9 protein-coding genes are annotated in these 18,980 nt (G+C 60.1%); 4 read left to right on the top strand and 5 right to left on the bottom strand.

Going from position 1 to position 18,980, the window contains the following annotated elements:
* Positions 1 to 97 precede the first annotated feature (97 nt).
* The 3 genes from ACIQ47_RS09485 to ACIQ47_RS09475 are packed head-to-tail and all read left to right on the top strand — an operon-like array spanning position 98 to position 12,768.
* A complete protein-coding gene (locus tag ACIQ47_RS09485; RefSeq protein ID WP_396437898.1) occupies positions 98 to 8,173 on the top strand; it encodes a beta strand repeat-containing protein in 8,076 nt (2,691 codons plus the stop codon).
* Positions 8,174 to 9,472: a TolC family protein gene (locus ACIQ47_RS09480; RefSeq protein ID WP_396437897.1), complete on the top strand. Its 1,299-nt coding sequence runs from the start codon at positions 8,174 to 8,176 to the stop codon at positions 9,470 to 9,472. It abuts the gene before it with no gap.
* Positions 9,469 to 12,768, top strand: coding sequence for an ATP-binding cassette domain-containing protein (locus tag ACIQ47_RS09475; protein ID WP_396437896.1), 3,300 nt, complete (start codon positions 9,469 to 9,471; stop codon positions 12,766 to 12,768). The genes ACIQ47_RS09480 and ACIQ47_RS09475 overlap by 4 nt, the downstream gene beginning before the upstream one ends.
* A 179-nt stretch (positions 12,769 to 12,947) precedes the next feature.
* Here ACIQ47_RS09475 and urtE read toward each other — a convergent pair whose 3' ends face one another.
* The 5 genes from urtE to urtA form a co-directional block, all read right to left on the bottom strand.
* Entirely contained in the window at positions 12,948 to 13,652 is a 705-nt protein-coding gene (urtE, locus tag ACIQ47_RS09470) for an urea ABC transporter ATP-binding subunit UrtE (protein WP_396437895.1), read from the bottom strand.
* Positions 13,653 to 13,654: 2 nt separating this feature from the next.
* A complete protein-coding gene (gene urtD, locus ACIQ47_RS09465; RefSeq protein ID WP_396437894.1) occupies positions 13,655 to 14,530 on the bottom strand; it encodes an urea ABC transporter ATP-binding protein UrtD in 876 nt (291 codons plus the stop codon).
* A complete protein-coding gene (gene urtC / locus ACIQ47_RS09460; RefSeq protein WP_396437893.1) occupies positions 14,527 to 15,690 on the bottom strand; it encodes an urea ABC transporter permease subunit UrtC in 1,164 nt (387 codons plus the stop codon). Before urtC ends, urtD begins: the two co-directional genes overlap by 4 nt.
* Before the next feature lie 14 nt (positions 15,691 to 15,704).
* Entirely contained in the window at positions 15,705 to 17,288 is a 1,584-nt protein-coding gene (gene urtB, locus ACIQ47_RS09455) for an urea ABC transporter permease subunit UrtB (RefSeq protein ID WP_396437901.1), read from the bottom strand.
* 116 nt (positions 17,289 to 17,404) lie between these two features.
* Complete coding sequence (gene urtA / locus ACIQ47_RS09450) at positions 17,405 to 18,682, bottom strand: urea ABC transporter substrate-binding protein (protein ID WP_396437900.1); 1,278 nt, start codon at positions 18,680 to 18,682, stop codon at positions 17,405 to 17,407.
* A gap of 208 nt (positions 18,683 to 18,890) precedes the next feature.
* Between urtA and ACIQ47_RS09445 the strand changes: the two genes are divergently transcribed.
* The coding region (locus tag ACIQ47_RS09445) for an urease subunit gamma (protein ID WP_396437899.1) at positions 18,891 to 18,980 on the top strand (90 nt) is incomplete at its 3' end.

Here is an 18,980-nt window from a genome sequence, read left to right as displayed (position 1 = left end):
CTTGACCTTTTACAGCGACGCCGATGGTGCCAAACCCACCTTCACTTTTGGCTTAGAAGGCTGGAACGCTGGCGGAAATGCCCCAAGCTACTCTGGTTTGTTTATCGCTCTTGAAGCTTTGGGTTCCAGCCGTATCAGGGAAGCAGACATCTACAACGCCGACAGCGTTTACTTGAAAGTCGAGGTCACCGAAAAAGGCGCCTCGGACGACTACCGTTTCTTCTACAAGCAAAGCAGCTCGGACCCTTGGACGCAACATGGCGGTTCAGCGTACGTCTTGTCTTCGAGCGCCGATAACGCCCGAACTGGTCTTTGGTACAAAACCGAGTCTGCCAAGCCAGGCGCCGCTTTTGATGAGCTCAATTTAGTGGGTGGAGACGGACCGGCCTGGACTGTGGCCACCAGCACGATTGCAGGCACCGCCGGCAACAGCGCAGGCGAAACCATCACTTTGACCCTGACCTTTGACGACGATGTGAACGGCCTGACCACGGGCAGCAACAGCACCATCTTCACCGTGGCCGGATCGGGCGTGAACGCCACCTGGTCTGGCACAGATGGGAGTAACACACGCTCGCTGACCTACACGGTTGCATCCAATCAAAACGGTCAGGCCGCGATCGATGAGGCCGCCCTCAAGGCCGCCTTGATTGCAGGCATCACGGACGCAGCAGGCAATGCCTTTGCCTACAGCGCCAATGGCGGCGACATCCCCAACATCGACAGCACGGCGCTGCCGGTGGTGGACACCCAAGCGCCCACCACCAGTATTGCAAGCGCAGCTTTGAGTGTTAACAGCGGCACCAGCGGCAACGACTTCATCACCAACACGGCGGCCCAAACCATCAGCGGCAACCTGAGCGCCAACCTAGCAGCCGGCGAGACCGTGTTGGTGTCTTTGAACAATGGCACCGACTGGCTTGCGGCTTCCGGCAGTGTCGGCAGCAACGCCTGGAGTCTGGCCAGCCAGACCCTGAGCGGCAGCAACACCCTGAAGGTCAAGGTCACCGACGCGGCCGGCAACGACGGCGCCGTCTTCACCCAAGCCTACACGATCACGCCCAATCAGGCGCCTGTCAATCAGTTGCCAATCGCTCAGCTTCCCACCGGCCTGAGTTGGACGACGGTGGGTGCCTACTCGGTCTACAGTTTCACCCAGGTGGGCACGAGCACCTTCAATCTAGCGTCTGCCCTCAATGTGGAAGCACTGGTGGTCGCCGGCGGGGCAGCGGGTGCTTGGGCTGGCAACATGGCCGGCGGCGGCGGCGGCGGCGGTGGTGTGGCTTACATACCAAGCCTGAACCTGTCCAGCGGGACTTATTCCGTCACGGTCGGTGCGGGAGGGTCTGCATATGGTAATGGCGATTGGTCCTATTCGACCTCGGACACCAGGCACAACGGCGGCAGCAGCAGCATCTCAGGCAATGGCATATCGGTGTCTGTGAGCGGAGGTGGCGTGGGCGGTGGCAACGGCGGCGATAACGGCTCTCCCGGAGGCTCCGGCGGTGGTGGCCATTGGAGTGTTGGCCTTGGAGGCGCAGCCGTCCCCGGCACGGCCACAAACGTCAATGGCGTCATTTTTTATGGCAACGCGGGTGGTGAAAGCAACAAAATAGGCTGGGGGACCAATCCGGCGGGCGGAGGCGGAGGTGGTGCGTCCTCCGAGGGACTTGACGCATCCGGCTCATTGGGAGGTCATGGCGGTCAAGGGGTGAGCTTAGACATCACTGGCACAACGGTGGTGTACGGCTCTGGCGGAGGTGGTGCCGGTCCAGCAGGAGGAGGAGTCGGCGGCACCAATGGTGGCAACGCAACCAACGGCAACACACCCGCCACGAATGGCGTTGCCAGTACTGGTGGTGGCGGAGGCGGCAGCGGCAGCACACTCAACGGCAGCGGTGGCTCCGGCATCGTCGTGCTGCGCGCCCTGACGGACATTCAGGTGGGCGCCGACACACCGCAGGCGATCACGGGCCTGCAAATCAGCGACCCCGATCTGACGGGTGTTTACACGGTCACCTTCACACAGACTCAGGGTGTGCTGACGGTCGATCAAAACGTGCCCAGTGGTCTGACCGCTGCCGGGATCACAGGCAACGAAACCGCAAGCGTCGCCCTGACGGGCAACTTGGCGCAAATCAATGCCACCTTGGCAGCAGCCAATGGCTTGGTGCTCAGAGCCAACGCCGGATACACCGGGCCTGCGCAGCTGACCATGTCGACCAGTGACAGCCAAGGCGCCACCGACACCGATGTCATTGCCATCCAAGTCACAGCCGACGTCACCGCGCCGACCTTGAGCAGCACTGCACCGACCACAGCCCTGGGCGCGGCGTTGGCCGGCACCGCCGGCAACAGCGCTGGCGAAACCATCACTTTGACCCTGACCTTTGACGACGATGTGAACGGCCTGACCACGGGCAGCAACAGCACCATCTTCACCGTGGCCGGATCGGGCGTGAACGCCACCTGGTCTGGCACAGATGGCACCAACACACGCACGCTGACCTACACGATCACAGCCGGTCAAAACGGTCAGGCTGCGATCAATGAGGCGGCCCTCAAGGCCGCCTTGATTGCAGGCATCACGGACGCAGCAGGCAATGCCTTTGCCTACACTGCCAACAGCGGAAACATACCCAATATTGATAGCGCGGCGCTGCCGGTGGTCGGTACCACAGGGCCCACTTTCAGCGCAGTGGCCACGGCCTTTGACGAAAATTCCCTGACCCCGGCCATCGCCCTGGACATTCCCAACACCAGTTTGGCCGCCATCACACTCGATACGGCCAACAGTGAACTCGTCTTCAACGCTAGCGGTAACACCGACATGTGGAGCACCCGGGGCGCCACACCGATCGCCTACCTGATGAGCCCGCAAGTTGCCCTCAATGCAAGCTGGTCCATAGAGGCTCAGGTCCGCATCAATGACCGCAGCCAGACTCAGCAAAACGCCGGCCTGACCTTTTACGCTGACCAAAACGGCGCTCGCCCCGCCTTCACCTACGGCATGACCGGCTGGGACGGCAACTGGCGCATCAATATCGAGGACTTCGACTATGGCGGTCAGCGAGAGAATGCCGGCTATGGCTTTGACAGTGCTTATCTGAAAGTTGAGGTCACCGAAAAAGGCGCCTCGGACGACTACCGTTTCTTCTACAAGCAGAACAGCGCAGACGCATGGACACAACTGGGCGGCGCCAGTCATGTTTTCACGAGCAACGCGGCCAACGCGCGCACCGGACTCTGGTACAAAACTGGCGGTGCCAAACCAGGCGCCGCTTTTGATGATCTCAAATTGGTCGGGGGGGTACCTGGGATAGTCGCCACCAGCACCCTTGCCGGTAGTGGAGGCAACAGCGCCGGTGAAACCATCACCCTGACCCTGGACTTCGACGGCGCGGTCAGCGGCCTGAGTTCAGGCACCAACAACAGCACCATCTTCACCGTTGGTGGCTCGGGCGTGAGCGCCACCTGGTCAGGCACCGGCAACAGCCGCACCCTGACTTACACCATCGCATCTGGACAAAACGGGCAGGCGGCCATCAATGAAGATGCGCTTACGTCCGCCTTGATCGCGGGCATCACTGATGCGGCGGGCAATGCTTTTGCCTACAGCGGAAGTATTCCCAATATCGATGTCAGCGCGCTGCCGGTGATTGACACTATCGTACCGGTCGCGCCCAGCCTGGCTCTGGGCTCGGGCGTGGAGAACGGCGCCACCCTGGCCGAAGCCATGGCCGATGTGGTGATGGTCTCTGCCGAAAGTGGCGCCAGCACCGTGGTGACCTTTACCCGCAGCGGCGGCGGCACGGTGAGCAAGTCCGTCACGGGCAACGGCGCCACGCCGGTGGCGGTGACGCACAGCAGCGCAGAGCTGACGACCCTGGGCAACGGCAGCATCAGCGTGAGCGCCGTGGCCACCGACGCAGCGGGCAACGCCAGCAGCGCGGGCAGCACCAGCTTCACGCTGGACACGGTGGCGCCCACGGCCACGCTGACTGCTGGCACTGGCACCAACACCAGCAATGCCACGGTACAAAGCAGCGAGGTGGGCACCGCCTATCTGGTCAAAACCGGTGGAGCCAGCCCGGTGACGGTCACGAGCTTGGCCAGCATCACAGGTGCTGATGGCGCCAAATGGAACAGTGTCGCCACCAGCACCGCCAGCACAGCAACCAACTTGAGCCTGACCGGCCTGGAAGACGGCAGCTACAGCCTCTACAGCGTCGATGCAGCGGGAAACTTGTCGGTTGCGGCCAGCAACAGCTACACGGTCGACAGCGCAGGGCCTGTGCTCGACATTCAATACGCCGCATCAGCAACAGCGAGTTCCACGTTTGGCCAAAGTCCAGGAACGCTGTGGTCGATTTGGCAGATCCTCGGAGCGCCTGACTCAACTTTTGAAGATGATGGCAAAGCATGGGCTCCGCTGGAAGCCAACAATCCCAGCGGTGAATGGGTGGAAGTCAGTTTTTCAAGTCCTGTTTACGCTGACTCTGTTGTCATCAAGGAGATCTATCAACATGGGTTCGTGACCCGCTTGGACTTGGTCGATGTCTCAGGAAATTACTACAAAGTATGGGAGGGCATCGACCCCACGCCTTCAAGTGGCGAATCGTCCGTTGACTTCAAGATCGACTTCCCTCGGACCAACTATCTTGTCTCAAAAGCCAAGGTCTACGTGAATTCACTGCACGGGTCATCTTGGGAGCAAATCGAGTCAATTGGACTGGTCACTCAAGCGTGGGCCTTGTCCACCAGCACGATTGCAGGCTCAGCAGGAAACAGCGAAGGCGAAAACATCACACTCACTTTGACCTTCGACGGCACGGTCAATGGCCTGAGTTCAGGCACGAACAGCAGCATCTTCACCGTAGGTGGCTCGGGCGTGAGCGCCACCTGGTCAGGCACCGGCAGCAGCCGAACCCTGACCTACACCATCGCGGCTGGGCAAAACGGGCAGGCGGCCATCAATGAAGATGCGCTTACGTCCGCCTTGATCGCGGGCATCACCGATGCGGCGGGCAATGCCTTCGCATACAGCGGAAGCATTCCCAACATCGATGTCAGCCCCCTGCCGGTGGTTGACACCACAGGGCCCACCCTGACCAACCCCGTGCTGGCCCGCTACATCCGCATTTACCACAATGCCAGTGCCGCGCGCGAAGACATTTTGTCCTTGACCGGCTTGAGGGCCATGGTTGGCGAGGTGGATGTGGCCGCTAATCTGTTGGCCACCGCCAGCACCAACATCACCGCTGGCACGGACTCGGGCACGCTCAACACGGTCGCATTTGCCCCCGCCGCTTTGGTGGACAGCACCGTGGGCAATGCGTTCACAGGCCAGTCGGGCACGGCATCCGGCTTGGCTTATGTCACCACCACCCAGTCAGCCACGGCGGTGACTAGCAACAAAGTTTTTATCGATGTGGACTTGGGTGCGGTCTACAGAATTGACAACCTGCTTTTGTGGGGCCGCAACAACCCAGACACCGCCGGTCAGTCAGACAACTTGCGGGTGTTCATGGGCACCACCGCGCCTGGCAGCCAAACCTATACCCAGCTGTCTGCGTCGACGGCCTTTGTGGACGTTGGCACGGTGGCCGCCACCCCCGGCGGGGCAGGCACAACCATCGCCATCAACAGCTTGGAGACCTCCCCCACCCTGACCAACAGCGGGGCTCAGCCCGGCAACAGCCTGCTGGTGACCACCAGCACCCTGGCAGGCTCTGCCGGCAACAGCACCGGTGAAACCATCACCCTGACCCTGGACTTCGACGGCGCAGTCAGCGGCCTGAGTTCAGGCACCAACAGCACCATCTTCACCGTTGGTGGCTCGGGCGTGAGCGCCACCTGGTCAGGCACCGGCAGCAGCCGAACCCTGACCTACACCATCGCGGCTGGGCAAAGCGGGCAGGCCGCCATCAATGAAGATGCGCTCAAGTCCGCCTTGATCGCGGGCATCACCGATACAGCGGGCAATGCCTTTGCCTATGCTGGCAATATTGCAGGCATCGACGATGCAGCCATCAATACGCCTATCCAATTTGGGCTCAATACGAGTGGTGGCGTCGATGGCTTCCAGAGCGTGTACCTCATCCCGGGCAATGGTTTTGCCTCGGCCGTCGGCCAAGAAGTTCATTCCTGGAGTTTTGCCTCTGGCAACTTCGGGGGTAGCCGCAACATCACGCCGCTGCTTTTCGATAAGGTGGGCAGCGACTATGTGCTCAGGGCCATCGGCAGCACACAGCAGGCCCTAGGAAGTACCGTTTATCAGGACTTGGCCTTCAATAAAGTGGCCGGCAATACAACCATAGCCAACGGCAATTACATTTTTGGTTGGAAAGATGGAACGCAAACGGTAGACAACGAAGGTGTCATTTCCATCTTAGGGGGCACGCCCGGGTCTTGGACTTCGCAGTATTCCGATGGACAGGACATCACAGCTCAAAACATCGGCAGCGCGGTAGCTTTTCGGGAAGTCTTTGACGGTCGAAACTATCAATTCAACGTAAAAACACGCTCGCTTGACCAGGTATTGCCGGTGGTCGATACCAGCGCACCGACATTGAGCAGCACTGCACCCATCACCACCCTGACAACCCTGGCCGGCACCGCCGGCAACAGCGCTGGCGAAACCATCACGCTGACCCTGACCTTTGACGACGATGTGAACGGCCTGACCACGGGCAGCAACAGCACCATCTTCACCGTGGCCGGATCGGGCGTGAACGCCACCTGGTCTGGCACAGATGGGAGTAACACACGCTCGCTGACCTACACGGTTGCATCCAATCAAAACGGTCAGGCCGCGATCGATGAGGCCGCCCTCAAGGCCGCCTTGATTGCAGGCATCACGGACGCAGCAGGCAATGCCTTTGCCTACACTGCCAACAGCGGAAACATACCCAATATTGATAGCGCGGCGCTGCCGGTGGTCGGTACCGGATTCGACGCCGCTAGAGACTTTATCGCTGGACCGACCGTCCAAAGCGCCGACAACATTTGGCAATATTTTTCGGCAGACTTCAACAACTCGAACATCTCTACTTTGCAGCTTCTCAGCGATTGGGATACGAGCCTCAGCGGCGTGATCCCTAGACCGCAGTGGGACGGAAATCATGCATTCAACCTCTACCCCTTAGTGCAAAAACAGGAGAACGGAGACCTCATCATTCATCCGGATTCAACGTCCAACGGCGGCCTGGGCAAGGCCATTGTTGTGGCCTGGAAGAACACCACCTCATCGAATGTGACCGTTGATCTGACGGGCAGCTTGAGCTTGGTGGGCGCTTTTCTTTCAACTTACGGAACTACCCTATATGCTCCGACACGCAGCGAAGACGGCATTGCTTACTCGGTCACCACCTCTTCGACAGCCTATGCCAGCGGCACCCCCACTATCTTGCTGCAAGGCGCCCTGTACGAAGACTCCGGCAATTCATCGCCATCAAGCACAAATCTGACCTTGTCCAACCTGACCCTGGCCCCAGGCGCCATGATCTCTGTGGCGGTGCATCGCAACGGCACTTTCTCCTGGGACTTTACAAAGCTCGACCTGCAAATTACCCCTGAACCTTTGGCGGGTCAGTCTGTCGTCGACTTGGGCAGCTTGGGTCAATTGATCGCACCGGTACAAGTCGAGGGCAAGTGGTACTACCACTTGGACCGAAATGGGGACGGGACCACGGTCGGGGATGCTTACTACCGGGACACAGGAACTTATCGACTCAGCGAGATCTACGACCTCTTCAAGCAAGACATCAATGGTGTTGCGGGGGCTTCGACGAACGACACCTACCGCTACGCCACCGTCAATGGGGTCAAGTTGGCGTTGCCCACGCTGGGGACCAGCCCCAACGCGGGTTTGATGAACGGCACGGCCCTGAACAGCCCAAGCCAGACAAACCCCAGCTACGATGACTTGAGCGCCATCTGGGATGCCTACAACGGCACGCTGGTCGGGTCGTACTCGGGTCAGGGTCTCAACGGCAGCAACAGGGGCTCGGGCAACATCACCAGTGGCGCTCCAGCAGCCTGGGTCAACGACTCTTACGTTTCGGCCACGCCCTGGCCGTCCAGCACTGACTATGCGGCTTTACGGGTTTACGACGGCTTGGTCTTCAACCACGCCAATTGGGGCATGAACGTCGCCCTGCAGGTCTTGTAAATGACCATTGCCCTGCAACTGGCCCGCCGTTACTTGTGTTGGGTCTGCATGGGCTGTGCCCCTGTGTGGGCGCTGGCGCAAGTTCAGACCCCCAGCCCAACCCTGGCCTCGCTGGTCCGGGACGCACTGGCTTCGCACCCCGCCACCCAAAGTCAGCGTTCGCTGGTGGCATCGGCAGCGGCGGGCGTGGACAGTGCGCGTTGGCAGTTTTACCCCACACCCTCGGTGTCTCTGGAAAACGCCACCACCCGTGGGGCCGATCCGCTGTACCAGGGGGATAACCGTGTGGCCACCCTGCGCCTGCAGCAGCCGTTGTACACGGGCGGACGCTTGACGGCAGGGGCCGACAAGGCCCAAGCCAGTCTGGACCAAAGCCAAGCGGCCCTGGATGAGTCGCGCCTGCAGCTGAGTCTGCGCGTGGTGCAGGCTTATGGCGAATGGCTGTCCGCGCACCTGAAGGCGCAGGCCAGCCAAAAGATTGAAGACACCCACAACCGGCTGCTCAGGCAAGTTCAAAGGCGCATTGACGAAGGGGTCTCTGCCGAAAGTGATCGGGTTTTGGCGCAGGGGCGTCTGGATGCCGTTCGCGCCGACGTGACCGCTGCGCTGGCCCAGGGCGACACGGCACTGGCCCGACTCGGCCAGTTGCTGGGCCGACCCATTGCGGGTGACGCCCTGGCCAGCACGGTGGCCACACCCCGCGCCGTGAATGCGCAGGCGGCTGCGCTGCTCGAGCAAGCGCTGGGCCAAAGTGCAGCGCTGCAAAAAGCGCTGTCGCAAGTGCGTGTGCAAGAGGCCACGGTGCTTGAGCGGCGGGCCGATTTGTTGCCCGAGGTTTATCTGCGCGCAGAGCGCCAGTACGGCAACTTCAACTTTGCCAATGGCGCACCGGTCAACCGTTTGTTCGTTGGGGTGAGCAGCCGCTTGGGTGCGGGTCTGTCGGGCTTGTCCAATGTGGCCGCCGCGCGCGGCCAGCTGGAGGCTGCCTTGGCCGAGGTGCAGGTGCAAACGCGCAACCTGAATGAACAGGTGCTGGCAGACCATGCCCAGTTCATGGCCACAGAGCGGCGTTTGTCATCGGTGCAGGCGTCTTTGCGCTCGGCGCAGTCGGTATCAGAGTCGTTTGATCGCCAGTTTTTGGCGGGTCGCAAGACCTGGCTGGATGTGATGAACGCCGCACGCGAACTGGCGCAGACCGAGGCCCTGATCGCCGACTTGCTGGCCACCCAGGTGGTGGTGAGCTGGCGTTTGAGTTTTTACACCCAAGGCATTGAGGCCGTGACCCAGGGCAACCCATGAAATCCCCCGAGATGAATCATTTGCTGCCCAGCCTTGCACGCTTGGCGCAACTGCAGCACGAGAGCATTGACCGCTTGGCCTTGCAAGAAGCTGTGGCTGCGGCCTTGGGCAAAAAAGGCATGGCTGCACCAGAGGTCGAACAAACGCCCCAACAACAACTTCAGACCGTTACCCAGCACCTGCAGGTGGCTGCCCCCCGCTGGCTCAAAGGGCCCGACGCCGCCAAGATGCCCGCGCTGGTGCACGCGCAAGACGGGAACCAAGGGCACGGTCAATGGGGGGTGTTGCGCGGGCAAAACGCACAAGGCCAGTGGATCAGCGATTGGTGGGACGCGGCCAACCAGCGCTGGGCCGAATGTGCCGATGCCAAGCTGGACCGCCACACCATTGCAACCCTGCGCCTGTCCCGCCCTTATTCAGCCACCAAAAGTCCGGTCGCCCAACTGATTCGCCATGAATTGTTCGCCCATGCCGGTGTGCTGCGCGAGACGCTCTTGGGGGGCATGATGATCAACGTGCTGGCCCTGGTGACTTCGTTTTACAGCTTGCAGGTCTATGACCGGGTGATCCCCGCTGCCGCATCGCAAACGCTCTTGGTGTTGACGCTGGGTGTGTTGGGGGCCATTGTGTTTGAGTGGCTGGCCAAGCGCGTGCGCAGCCGGCTCTACGAAAGGCTGATTGACCAAGTCGACCAGCGCTTGGCGCGCCAGGTCTACTTGCGGTTTTTGGCGATCCGGCTGGACCAGCTGCCCCAGAGCGTGGGGGCCCTGTCCGCACAAATGCGCGGCTATGAAACAGTGCGGAGTTTTTTTACCGCAGCCACTTCCAGTTTGCTGGTGGATGCGCCTTTTGCGCTGCTGTTTTTGGTGGTAATGGCCATGATTGGTGGCTGGCTGGCGGTCATCCCATTCATGTTTTTTATGGTGTGTCTGGGTGTGGGCATGTATTACCGCCGGCGGGTCGATGCGTTGGCCACGCAGGCCAATGCGGCCAGCAACCAAAAAACAGGCCTCTTGGTGGAGACCATCGAGGGGGCCGAGAGCATCAAGTCAGGCCAAGGCGGCTGGCGCATGCTGTCGCGCTGGATGAAGACCACCGACGAATCCCGCGACAGTGATTTGCAAATTCGCAATGTCAGTGAGCATTCGCAACACTTGGGCAGCGCCTTGCAACAGGTGTCTTACACGCTGCTGGTGGCCACGGGCGCTTTGATGGTGAGTCGCGGTGAGTTGTCTTTGGGTGGGCTGATTGCTTGCTCGATCTTGTCCGGACGGGTGCTGAACCCGGTGGCAATGATTCCGGGTCAGTTGGTGCAATGGGCCCACGCCAAGGCGGCACTGCAAGGGCTGGACCGCCTTTGGGCGCTACAAGACGACCACCACGGCCAAGAGATGCCCATCTTGCCAGCCAAGATCCAGGGCGCTTTTCGTTTTGAGGAGGTTGTGGCCCACTACGGCGGCAAAAAGGCGCTTACGGTTTCAAATTTGGTGATTCAGCCTGGAGAAAAAATAGGTGTGCTGGGCCCCATTGGCGCAGGCAAGACCACGCTGTTGCGCTTGCTCTCGGGCATGTACAAGCCGCAAGAGGGGCGCATTTTGTTGGACGATGTTGATTTGTCACACCTGTCCAAACCGCTGCTGGCCGAACACTTGGGTTATGTGCAGCAAGAGGGCAGGCTGTTTGCAGGCACTTTGCGCGACAACCTGATCTTGGGCCAACTCGATCCGGGTGACGAAGCGATTTTGCAGGCCGCACGCGAGACGGGCCTGCTGCAAACCGTCATCACCGTGCACCCCAAGGGCTTGCAGCAAGAGATTTTTGAAGGCGGCACGGGCCTGTCGGGCGGGCAGCGCCAGTTGGTGAACTTGACGCAGGCTTTTTTGCGTCAGCCGCGCATTTGGCTGCTCGATGAGCCTACTGCCTCGATGGACCGAGTTTTGGAGCAGCAGGTCATGCATGCGCTCAAGGCGGCGATAGGGCCTGCAGACACACTGGTGCTGGTGACGCACAAGGCTGAAATGTTTGACTTGGTCGACCGTTTGCTGGTGGTGGCGAACCAACAACTGGTGATGGATGGCCCCAAGGCGCAGGTGCTGCAAAGGCTGCAAACGCCGCCCCCGCAGCAACGTGCACAGCAAGCTGCACAACAGCACGGATTTGCGTCCATCACCATGCTGTTGCTGGCAGCATTCACAGGATTTTTGTTGTGGGCGGCCTTGTTTGAGATTGAGCAAACCGTGCGCGCCCAGGGGCAGATCATTCCCACCGCACGCACCCAGGTGATTCAGTCGGCCGATGGCGGCGTGCTGGAGAAGCTTTTGGTCGAAGAAGGTCAAAGCGTCAAGGCAGGCCAGGAGCTTGCCATATTGGAGCGCGAGCGCTCGCAGGCCAGCTTTGACGAAAGCCGTGCCAAAGCGGCCGCATTGTCTATTGCGCTGGCACGCACGCAGGCCGAGGCGCTGGGCCGCGCCCCCGAATTTGGCAAGGCGTTGCGAACTGACCCCAAAATCGTTGCGGTACAGCAAGCCTTGTATGACCAGCGCAAGCGCAGCCTGCAAGATGAGCTGGCGAGCCTGCAACAAGGACTGGACATGGCCCTTGAAGAGCTGCGCATGAACGAGGCGCTGCTGAAAAATGGCGACACCAGCCGCCTGGAGGTCATGCGGGCCAAACGACAGGCCTTGGACATAGAGGCCAAAATCAACGCCACGCGCAACAAATACCTGCAAGATGCCCGCGCCGAGGCCACCAAGCTCGCCGAGGATCTGGCCGCCATGACCTACAAACTCGATGAACGCCGCAGCGTGCTGGGCCACACCGTGCTCACCGCACCGATTGCCGGGGTGGTGAAGTACCTCAAGGTCACCACCATCGGAGGCGTGTTGCGGGCGGGTGACGAGATGATGCAGATTTCACCCACCGAAGGGGGCATGGTGTTTGAGGTCAAGATCAATCCGGTCGACATCGGGCAACTGCAATTGGGACTGCCGGTGGCCATCAAGCTCGATGCGTTTGATTATTCGGTGTACGGCAATTTGGAGGGCACATTGGTGTATCTGAGCTCGGACACACTGGTCGAACAAGGCGCCAATGGCCAAAGCAGCAGCTACTACCGGGCCCACGTGAAACTGGACGCCGACAAAGCCCGCAGCCACCCCAACCCGATGCTGGCCGCAGTGGTGCTCAAGCCGGGCATGACCGCCACGGTCGACATCAGAACGGGTCAGCGCTCGGTGCTCAAGTATCTGGCCAAACCCATCTACAGAGCCTTTGGCGGCGCCATGAACGAACGCTGACCGCCAAGACTTGGATCACCGCGCTTCGCTCGCATTGACGGACCTTGCCCTGGACACCCCTGACTTTCTAAGACTTGTCAGCCTCGACTTCCGAGGATTTGTCACCACCGACTTGATTGGTGGGTCCATGGCTTCATGGTTATGGATACCCACATTCGCGGGCACAACAAAAAGGAGGCTCAAATCGCCACCAACTGCCGAATGTTCTTTTCCTGCATCTCAGCACCCAGCCCAAGTGCGATCACTTCGCCGCGCTCCATCACCAGGTACTGGTCGGCCAGTTCCTCGGCAAAGTCGTAGTACTGCTCGCACAGCAGCACCGCCATGCGCTGGCCTTGCAGGCCCACATCGGCCAACTGGCGGATCACGCGGCCGATGTCTTTGATGATGCTGGGCTGGATGCCTTCGGTGGGCTCGTCCAGGATCAGCAAGCGCGGCTTGGCGGCCAATGCGCGGGCAATGGCCAGTTGCTGTTGTTGACCGCCCGACAAGTCACCGCCTCGTCGGTGCAGCATCTGCTTGAGCACGGGGAACAGCTCAAACAACTCAGGGGGAATCGGCGTGCCGCCGGGCTGTGTGGCCAGGCCCATCAGCAGGTTGTCTTCGACCGTGAGGCGGGCAAAGATTTCGCGGCCTTGCGGAACGTAGCCTATCCCGGCTGCAGCACGTTCGTAGGGTTTGGCATGGGTCAAGTCTTTGCCGTCCTGCACCAAGTTGCCGCTTTTGATCGGCACCAAGCCCATGAGCGATTTCAGCAAGGTGGTTTTGCCCACGCCGTTGCGCCCCAGCAGCACCGTGACCTGGCCCAGTTCCGCATTCAGGCTCACATCGCGCAGGATGTGGGAGCCGCCGTAGTATTGATGGATGTTTTTCACTTCAAGCATCTTCAACGCCCCAAATAAACTTCAATCACCCGCTCGTCGGCTTGCACTTGATCGAGCGTGCCTTGCGCCAACACGGCGCCATCACACAGCACGGTGACGATGTCCGAGATGGTGCGGATGAAGCCCATATCGTGTTCCACCACCATCAGCGAGTGCTTGCCTTTGAGCGAGAGGAACAGCTCAGCCGTGCGCTCGGTCTCAAAGTCGGTCATGCCCGCCACCGGTTCATCGAGCAGCAGCAATTGGGGGTCTTGCATGAGGAGCATGCCGATCTCGAGCCACTGCTTTTGGCCGTGGCTGAGCGTGCCCGCCTGCACCCGCACGCTGTCTGCCAGGTGGATGGTGTGCAGCACTTCGGCCAGGCGGTCGCTTTGGCGCGAGTCGAGCTTGAAGAACATCGAGGCCTTCACGCCCTTGGGGGTTTTGAGGGCCAGCTCGAGGTTTTCAAACACGCTCAGGTGTTCAAACACCGTGGGCTTTTGGAACTTGCGGCCAATGCCCAACTGAGCGATCTCGGGTTCGTTGTAACGCAGCAAGTCGATGGTGCTGCCAAAGAACACGCGGCCTTCGTCGGGGCGGGTTTTGCCGGTGATGATGTCCATCATCGTGGTCTTGCCCGCGCCGTTGGGGCCAATGATGCAGCGCAGCTCGCCAGGCGCGATGTCGAGCGACAGCTTGTTGATGGCCTTGAAGCCGTCAAAGCTCACGCTCACGTCTTCCAGATACAAGATGCGGCCATGCGTCACATCGACTTGGCTGGCGTCTTGCACCACGCGGCCATAGCCCGCGGTTCGGCCACCAGACTCTGTGGAGTCAACGCGTTGTTGGGCCACGCGGGCCACGCGCTCAGCGCCTTTTTGCAGCAGATCGGGGGTCATGCGGCACCGCCTTTTTTGACCTGGGCGTCCGACACGGGTTCTGTGGGTGTCTGCGCAGCATCGCGTTTTTTCCAAACTTTGCGCACCAAGCCCACCACGCCCTGCGGCATGTACAAGGTCACGCCAATGAACAGCGCACCCAAAAAGTACAGCCAAAACTCTGGCGCGCTCACCGTCAACCAGCTCTTGACCCCGTTCACCAAAAACGCCCCCACAATGGGGCCGATCAAGGTACCGCGCCCGCCCACCGCCGCCCACACCGCGATCTCGATCGAGTTGGCGGCGCTCATCTCACCGGGGTTGATGATGCCCACTTGCGGCACGTACAAAGCCCCGGCAATGCCGCACATCACGGCCGAGATCACCCAAATGCTCAACTTGTAGGGCAGCGGCGAATAGCCCGAAAACATGACCCGCGTTTCGGCATCGCGAATCGCCATCAACACCCGGCCGTACTTGCTGCCCACCAGCCAGCGCGAGAACAGATAAAAGCCCAGCAAGGTCAGGCCAGTGATGACAAACAGCGTCATGCGCATGCCGGGGGTGGCAATGGGCAAGTCGAGGATGCGTTTGAAATCGGTGAAGCCGTTGTTGCCGCCCAACCCGGTTTCGTTGCGGAAAAACAAGAGCATGGCCGCATAGGTCAGGGCCTGGGTGATGATGGAAAAATACACGCCCTTGATGCGCGAGCGAAAGGCAAAGTAGCCAAACACAAAAGCGATCACACCGGGCACCAGCACCACCAGCGCCAGCGTAGCCCCAAAGCTGTCCGACAGCATCCAGTGCCAGGGCAGCTCTTTCCAATCCAGAAACACCATGAAGTCGGGCAAGTCGCTTTTGTAGTTGCCGTCCTGGCCGATCTGACGCATGAGGTACATGCCCATGACATAGCCACCCAAGGCAAAAAACAAACCATGGCCCAGCGACAAGATGCCGGTGTAGCCCCAGATCAAGTCCATGGCCAGCGCGCAGATGGCGTAGCACATGATCTTGCCAATCAAGGCGATGGCGTAGTCGCTCAAATGGAAGGCACTGCTCTCGGGCACCCACAAATTAAAAAACGGAGCCAGCACGCCAACCACGATCAGCGCCAGCAAAAACGCCGACCAGGCTTGGCGGCCCATCAAAGGGGCGGGGGTGGGGAGTTCCAAATTTTTCATGTTCATGGTCCTCTTCACGCTTCAGCGCTGCGCCCCTTCATCGCGAAGATGCCTTGCGGCCGCTTCTGGATGAAGATGATGATGAACACCAGCACGGCAATTTTGGCGAGCACGGCGCCCGTCCAGCCCTCCAGCAACTTGTTGACCAGACCCAGGCCCAAGGCGGCGTAAACCGTGCCGGCGAGTTGGCCCACACCGCCCAGCACCACCACCATGAACGCGTCCACGATGTAGCTTTGGCCCAGATCGGGCCCCACATTGCCCACTTGGCTGAGCGCACAGCCAGCCAGGCCGGCTATGCCCGAACCCAATGCAAAGGCATAGGTGTCGATGCGGGCCGTGTTCACGCCCATGCACGAGGCCATGGGGCGGTTTTGCGTGACGCCGCGCACAAACAAACCCAGCCGGGTTTTGCCAATCAACAGCGCCACTCCAACCAGCACCGCCAGCGCAAACACGATGATCAGCACCCGGTTCCAGGGCAGTTGCAAATTGGGCAGCAGCTGCAGCGAGCCGCTCATCCAGGACGGGTTTTCCACGCCCACGTTTTGCGCGCCAAACAGGCTGCGCACGCCTTGCATCAGCACCAGGCTGATGCCCCAGGTGGCCAGCAGGGTCTCGAGCGGGCGGCCATACAAATGCTGCAGCACCGTACGCTCCATCACCGCACCCACCAAGGCTGCCGTCAGAAAGGCTACCGGCATCGCCACAAAAAGGTACGCGTCAAACACGCCCGGCAAATGCTCGCGAAACAGCGCCTGCACCACATAGGTGGCGTAGGCGCCGATCATCATCAACTCGCCATGCGCCATGTTGATGACGCCCATCAGGCCATAGGTGATGGCCAGACCCAGCGCCACCAGCAGCAAGATGGAGCCCAGGCTGAGCCCGGTGAACATGGCCCCCAAGCGCTCGCCCCAGCGAAGGCTGTCCTGCACTTGGGTCAAAGCGGACTGGATTTGTTTTTGGACCGCAGGGTCTTGCTCTTGGCTCATTTGCTGGTTCAAAAGCAGCAGGGTTTCGGGTTGCTTGCTGTCCGCCAACTCGCGGGCGGCCAGCGATCGATCGTTTGCAGCCTCACTGCTCAGCCGTGCCGCTGCGCGGGCTTGGCGCACCAAGCTTTGCACCGTAGGGTCTTTTTCAGTCGCCAAGGCCTTGTCGAGCAAGGGCGCGCGGCTCGCATCGGGTTCTTTGAGCAGCGCCAAGGCCGCTTGCCTGCGCAGCTTCACATCGGGGCTGAACAACTTCAAGGCCGCCAAGGCCGTGTCGATTTCGCCACGCAGGCGGTTGTTCAGCATCACCTCTTCGGCGTCTGGCGGCACAGCAACCGCTTGTCCGGTGACGGGGTTAAGGCCTTGCCCGTCACGCACCACGACCACCTGATCGCCTGCGATCTTGACCACGTCATCGGCCAGTGCTTGCAGATAGGCGGCGGTTTTTTCGCTGCCTTGGGCCACCGCTTTGGCGATGGCCTCCACGCGGGCATCGCTCTCGCCCAAGGCCATCCCTCGGGCTTCGTCCATCGTCAGGGCTTGTGCGGCCGAAAGGCTCCACACGGCGCTGGCCATCCACGCCGCTTTCAACATCCATCGTTTCATCTTGCTCATTTATTCGATTCATGTCGGGGCTTAAGCCACCGACCTACAGCCACCGACATACAAAATCCACACAGGTCGACGCTCCCACGCCGACCTGTATTCAAGAGATCAAACCATCACTTCTTGGCTGGCTCGTCAGGCTTCTTATCGTTACCAGGGATGTAAGGGCTCCAAGGCTTGGCTTTGACGGGACCGGGTGTTTTCCAGACCACATTGAACTGGCCATCGGCCTTGATCTCGCCGATGAACACCGACTTGTGCAGGTGGTGGTTTTTCTCATCCATCTTGCTGGTGATGCCGCTCGGTGCCTTGAAGGTTTGGCCCGCCATGGCCGCGATCACTTTGTCGGTGTCGGTGGACTTGGCTTTTTCAACCGCTTGCTTCCACATGTTGATGCCGATGTAAGTGGCTTCCATCGGGTCGTTGGTGAGAGGCTTGTCTTTGTGACCAGCGATGTTCTTGGCCTTGGCATAAGCCGCCCACTTTTTGGTGAACTCGTCGTTGGCGGGGTTCTTGATGGACATGAAGTAGTTCCATGCCGCCAAGTGACCGACCAAAGGCTTGGTGTCCACGCCGCGCAGCTCTTCCTCACCCACCGAGAAAGCCACCACGGGCACGTCTTTGGCCTTCAGGCCCGCATTGCCCAGCTCTTTGTAAAAAGGCACGTTGGAGTCACCGTTGATGGTGGACACCACAGCGGTCTTGCCACCGGCTGAAAACTTCTTCACATCGGCCACGATGGTTTGGTAATCGCTGTGACCAAACGGGGTGTACTTTTCGTCGATGTCTTTGTCAGCCACGCCTTTGCTTTTCAGGTAAGCGCGCAAGATTTTGTTGGTGGTACGGGGGTACACATAGTCGGTGCCGAGCAAGACCCAGCGCTTGGCGCCGCCGCCTTCTTTGCTCATCAGGTAATCCACCGCAGGAATCGCTTGCTGGTTGGGCGCAGCGCCGGTGTAGAACACGTTTTTGGAGAGCTCTTCACCCTCGTACTGCACGGGGTAGAACAGCAAGCCGTTCATTTCTTCGACGACTGGCAAGACCGATTTTCGCGACACCGAAGTCCAGCAACCGAAGATCACCGAGACCTTGTCTTGGCCGAGCAGCTGCTTGGTTTTTTCAGCGAACAAAGGCCAGTTGGAGGCCGGGTCCACGATCACGGGCTCGAGTTTTTTGCCCAGCACACCGCCCTTGGCGTTGATCTCGTCAATGGCCATGAGCACGGTGTCTTTGAGCACCGTCTCTGAAATCGCCATGGTGCCCGACAAGCTGTGCAGCACGCCCACTTTGATGGTGTTGCCCGCTTGCGCTTGGGCTTGGTGTGCAAAAGTCAAACTGCCCGCCGCGATGGCGGCAGCGGTCGCGAGGGCTTTGAGGTTGCCACGTCGATTCATCATGAGGTCACTCCAATCAGGAAGGTAGGTTGTTCAAACACGCACCGTTTCACAGCGCTGTTCAACCCTCAGCAATCGCCATGCCAACCCTAGGGAGAACCCTGAAAACCGTTTTTTTTCTGGGGCATTTTTTCGGACCTCTATAAAGGGCACACAATTTGCTTGATTCAAGCCATTCAATGCACCAAGACGCTCACCCCGCACCAATATGGAACTCACCCCCCGCGAAAAAGACAAGCTGCTGATCTTCACCGCAGGCCTGCTGGCCGAACGCCGCAAAGCCCGAGGCCTGAAGCTC

This window comes from Limnohabitans sp., assembly GCF_044373035.1.
In the GTDB taxonomy this organism is placed as follows: domain Bacteria; phylum Pseudomonadota; class Gammaproteobacteria; order Burkholderiales; family Burkholderiaceae_C; genus Limnohabitans_A.
Note: the sequence above shows the minus strand (reverse complement) of the source record. Positions and strands in the feature narration are given on the sequence as shown.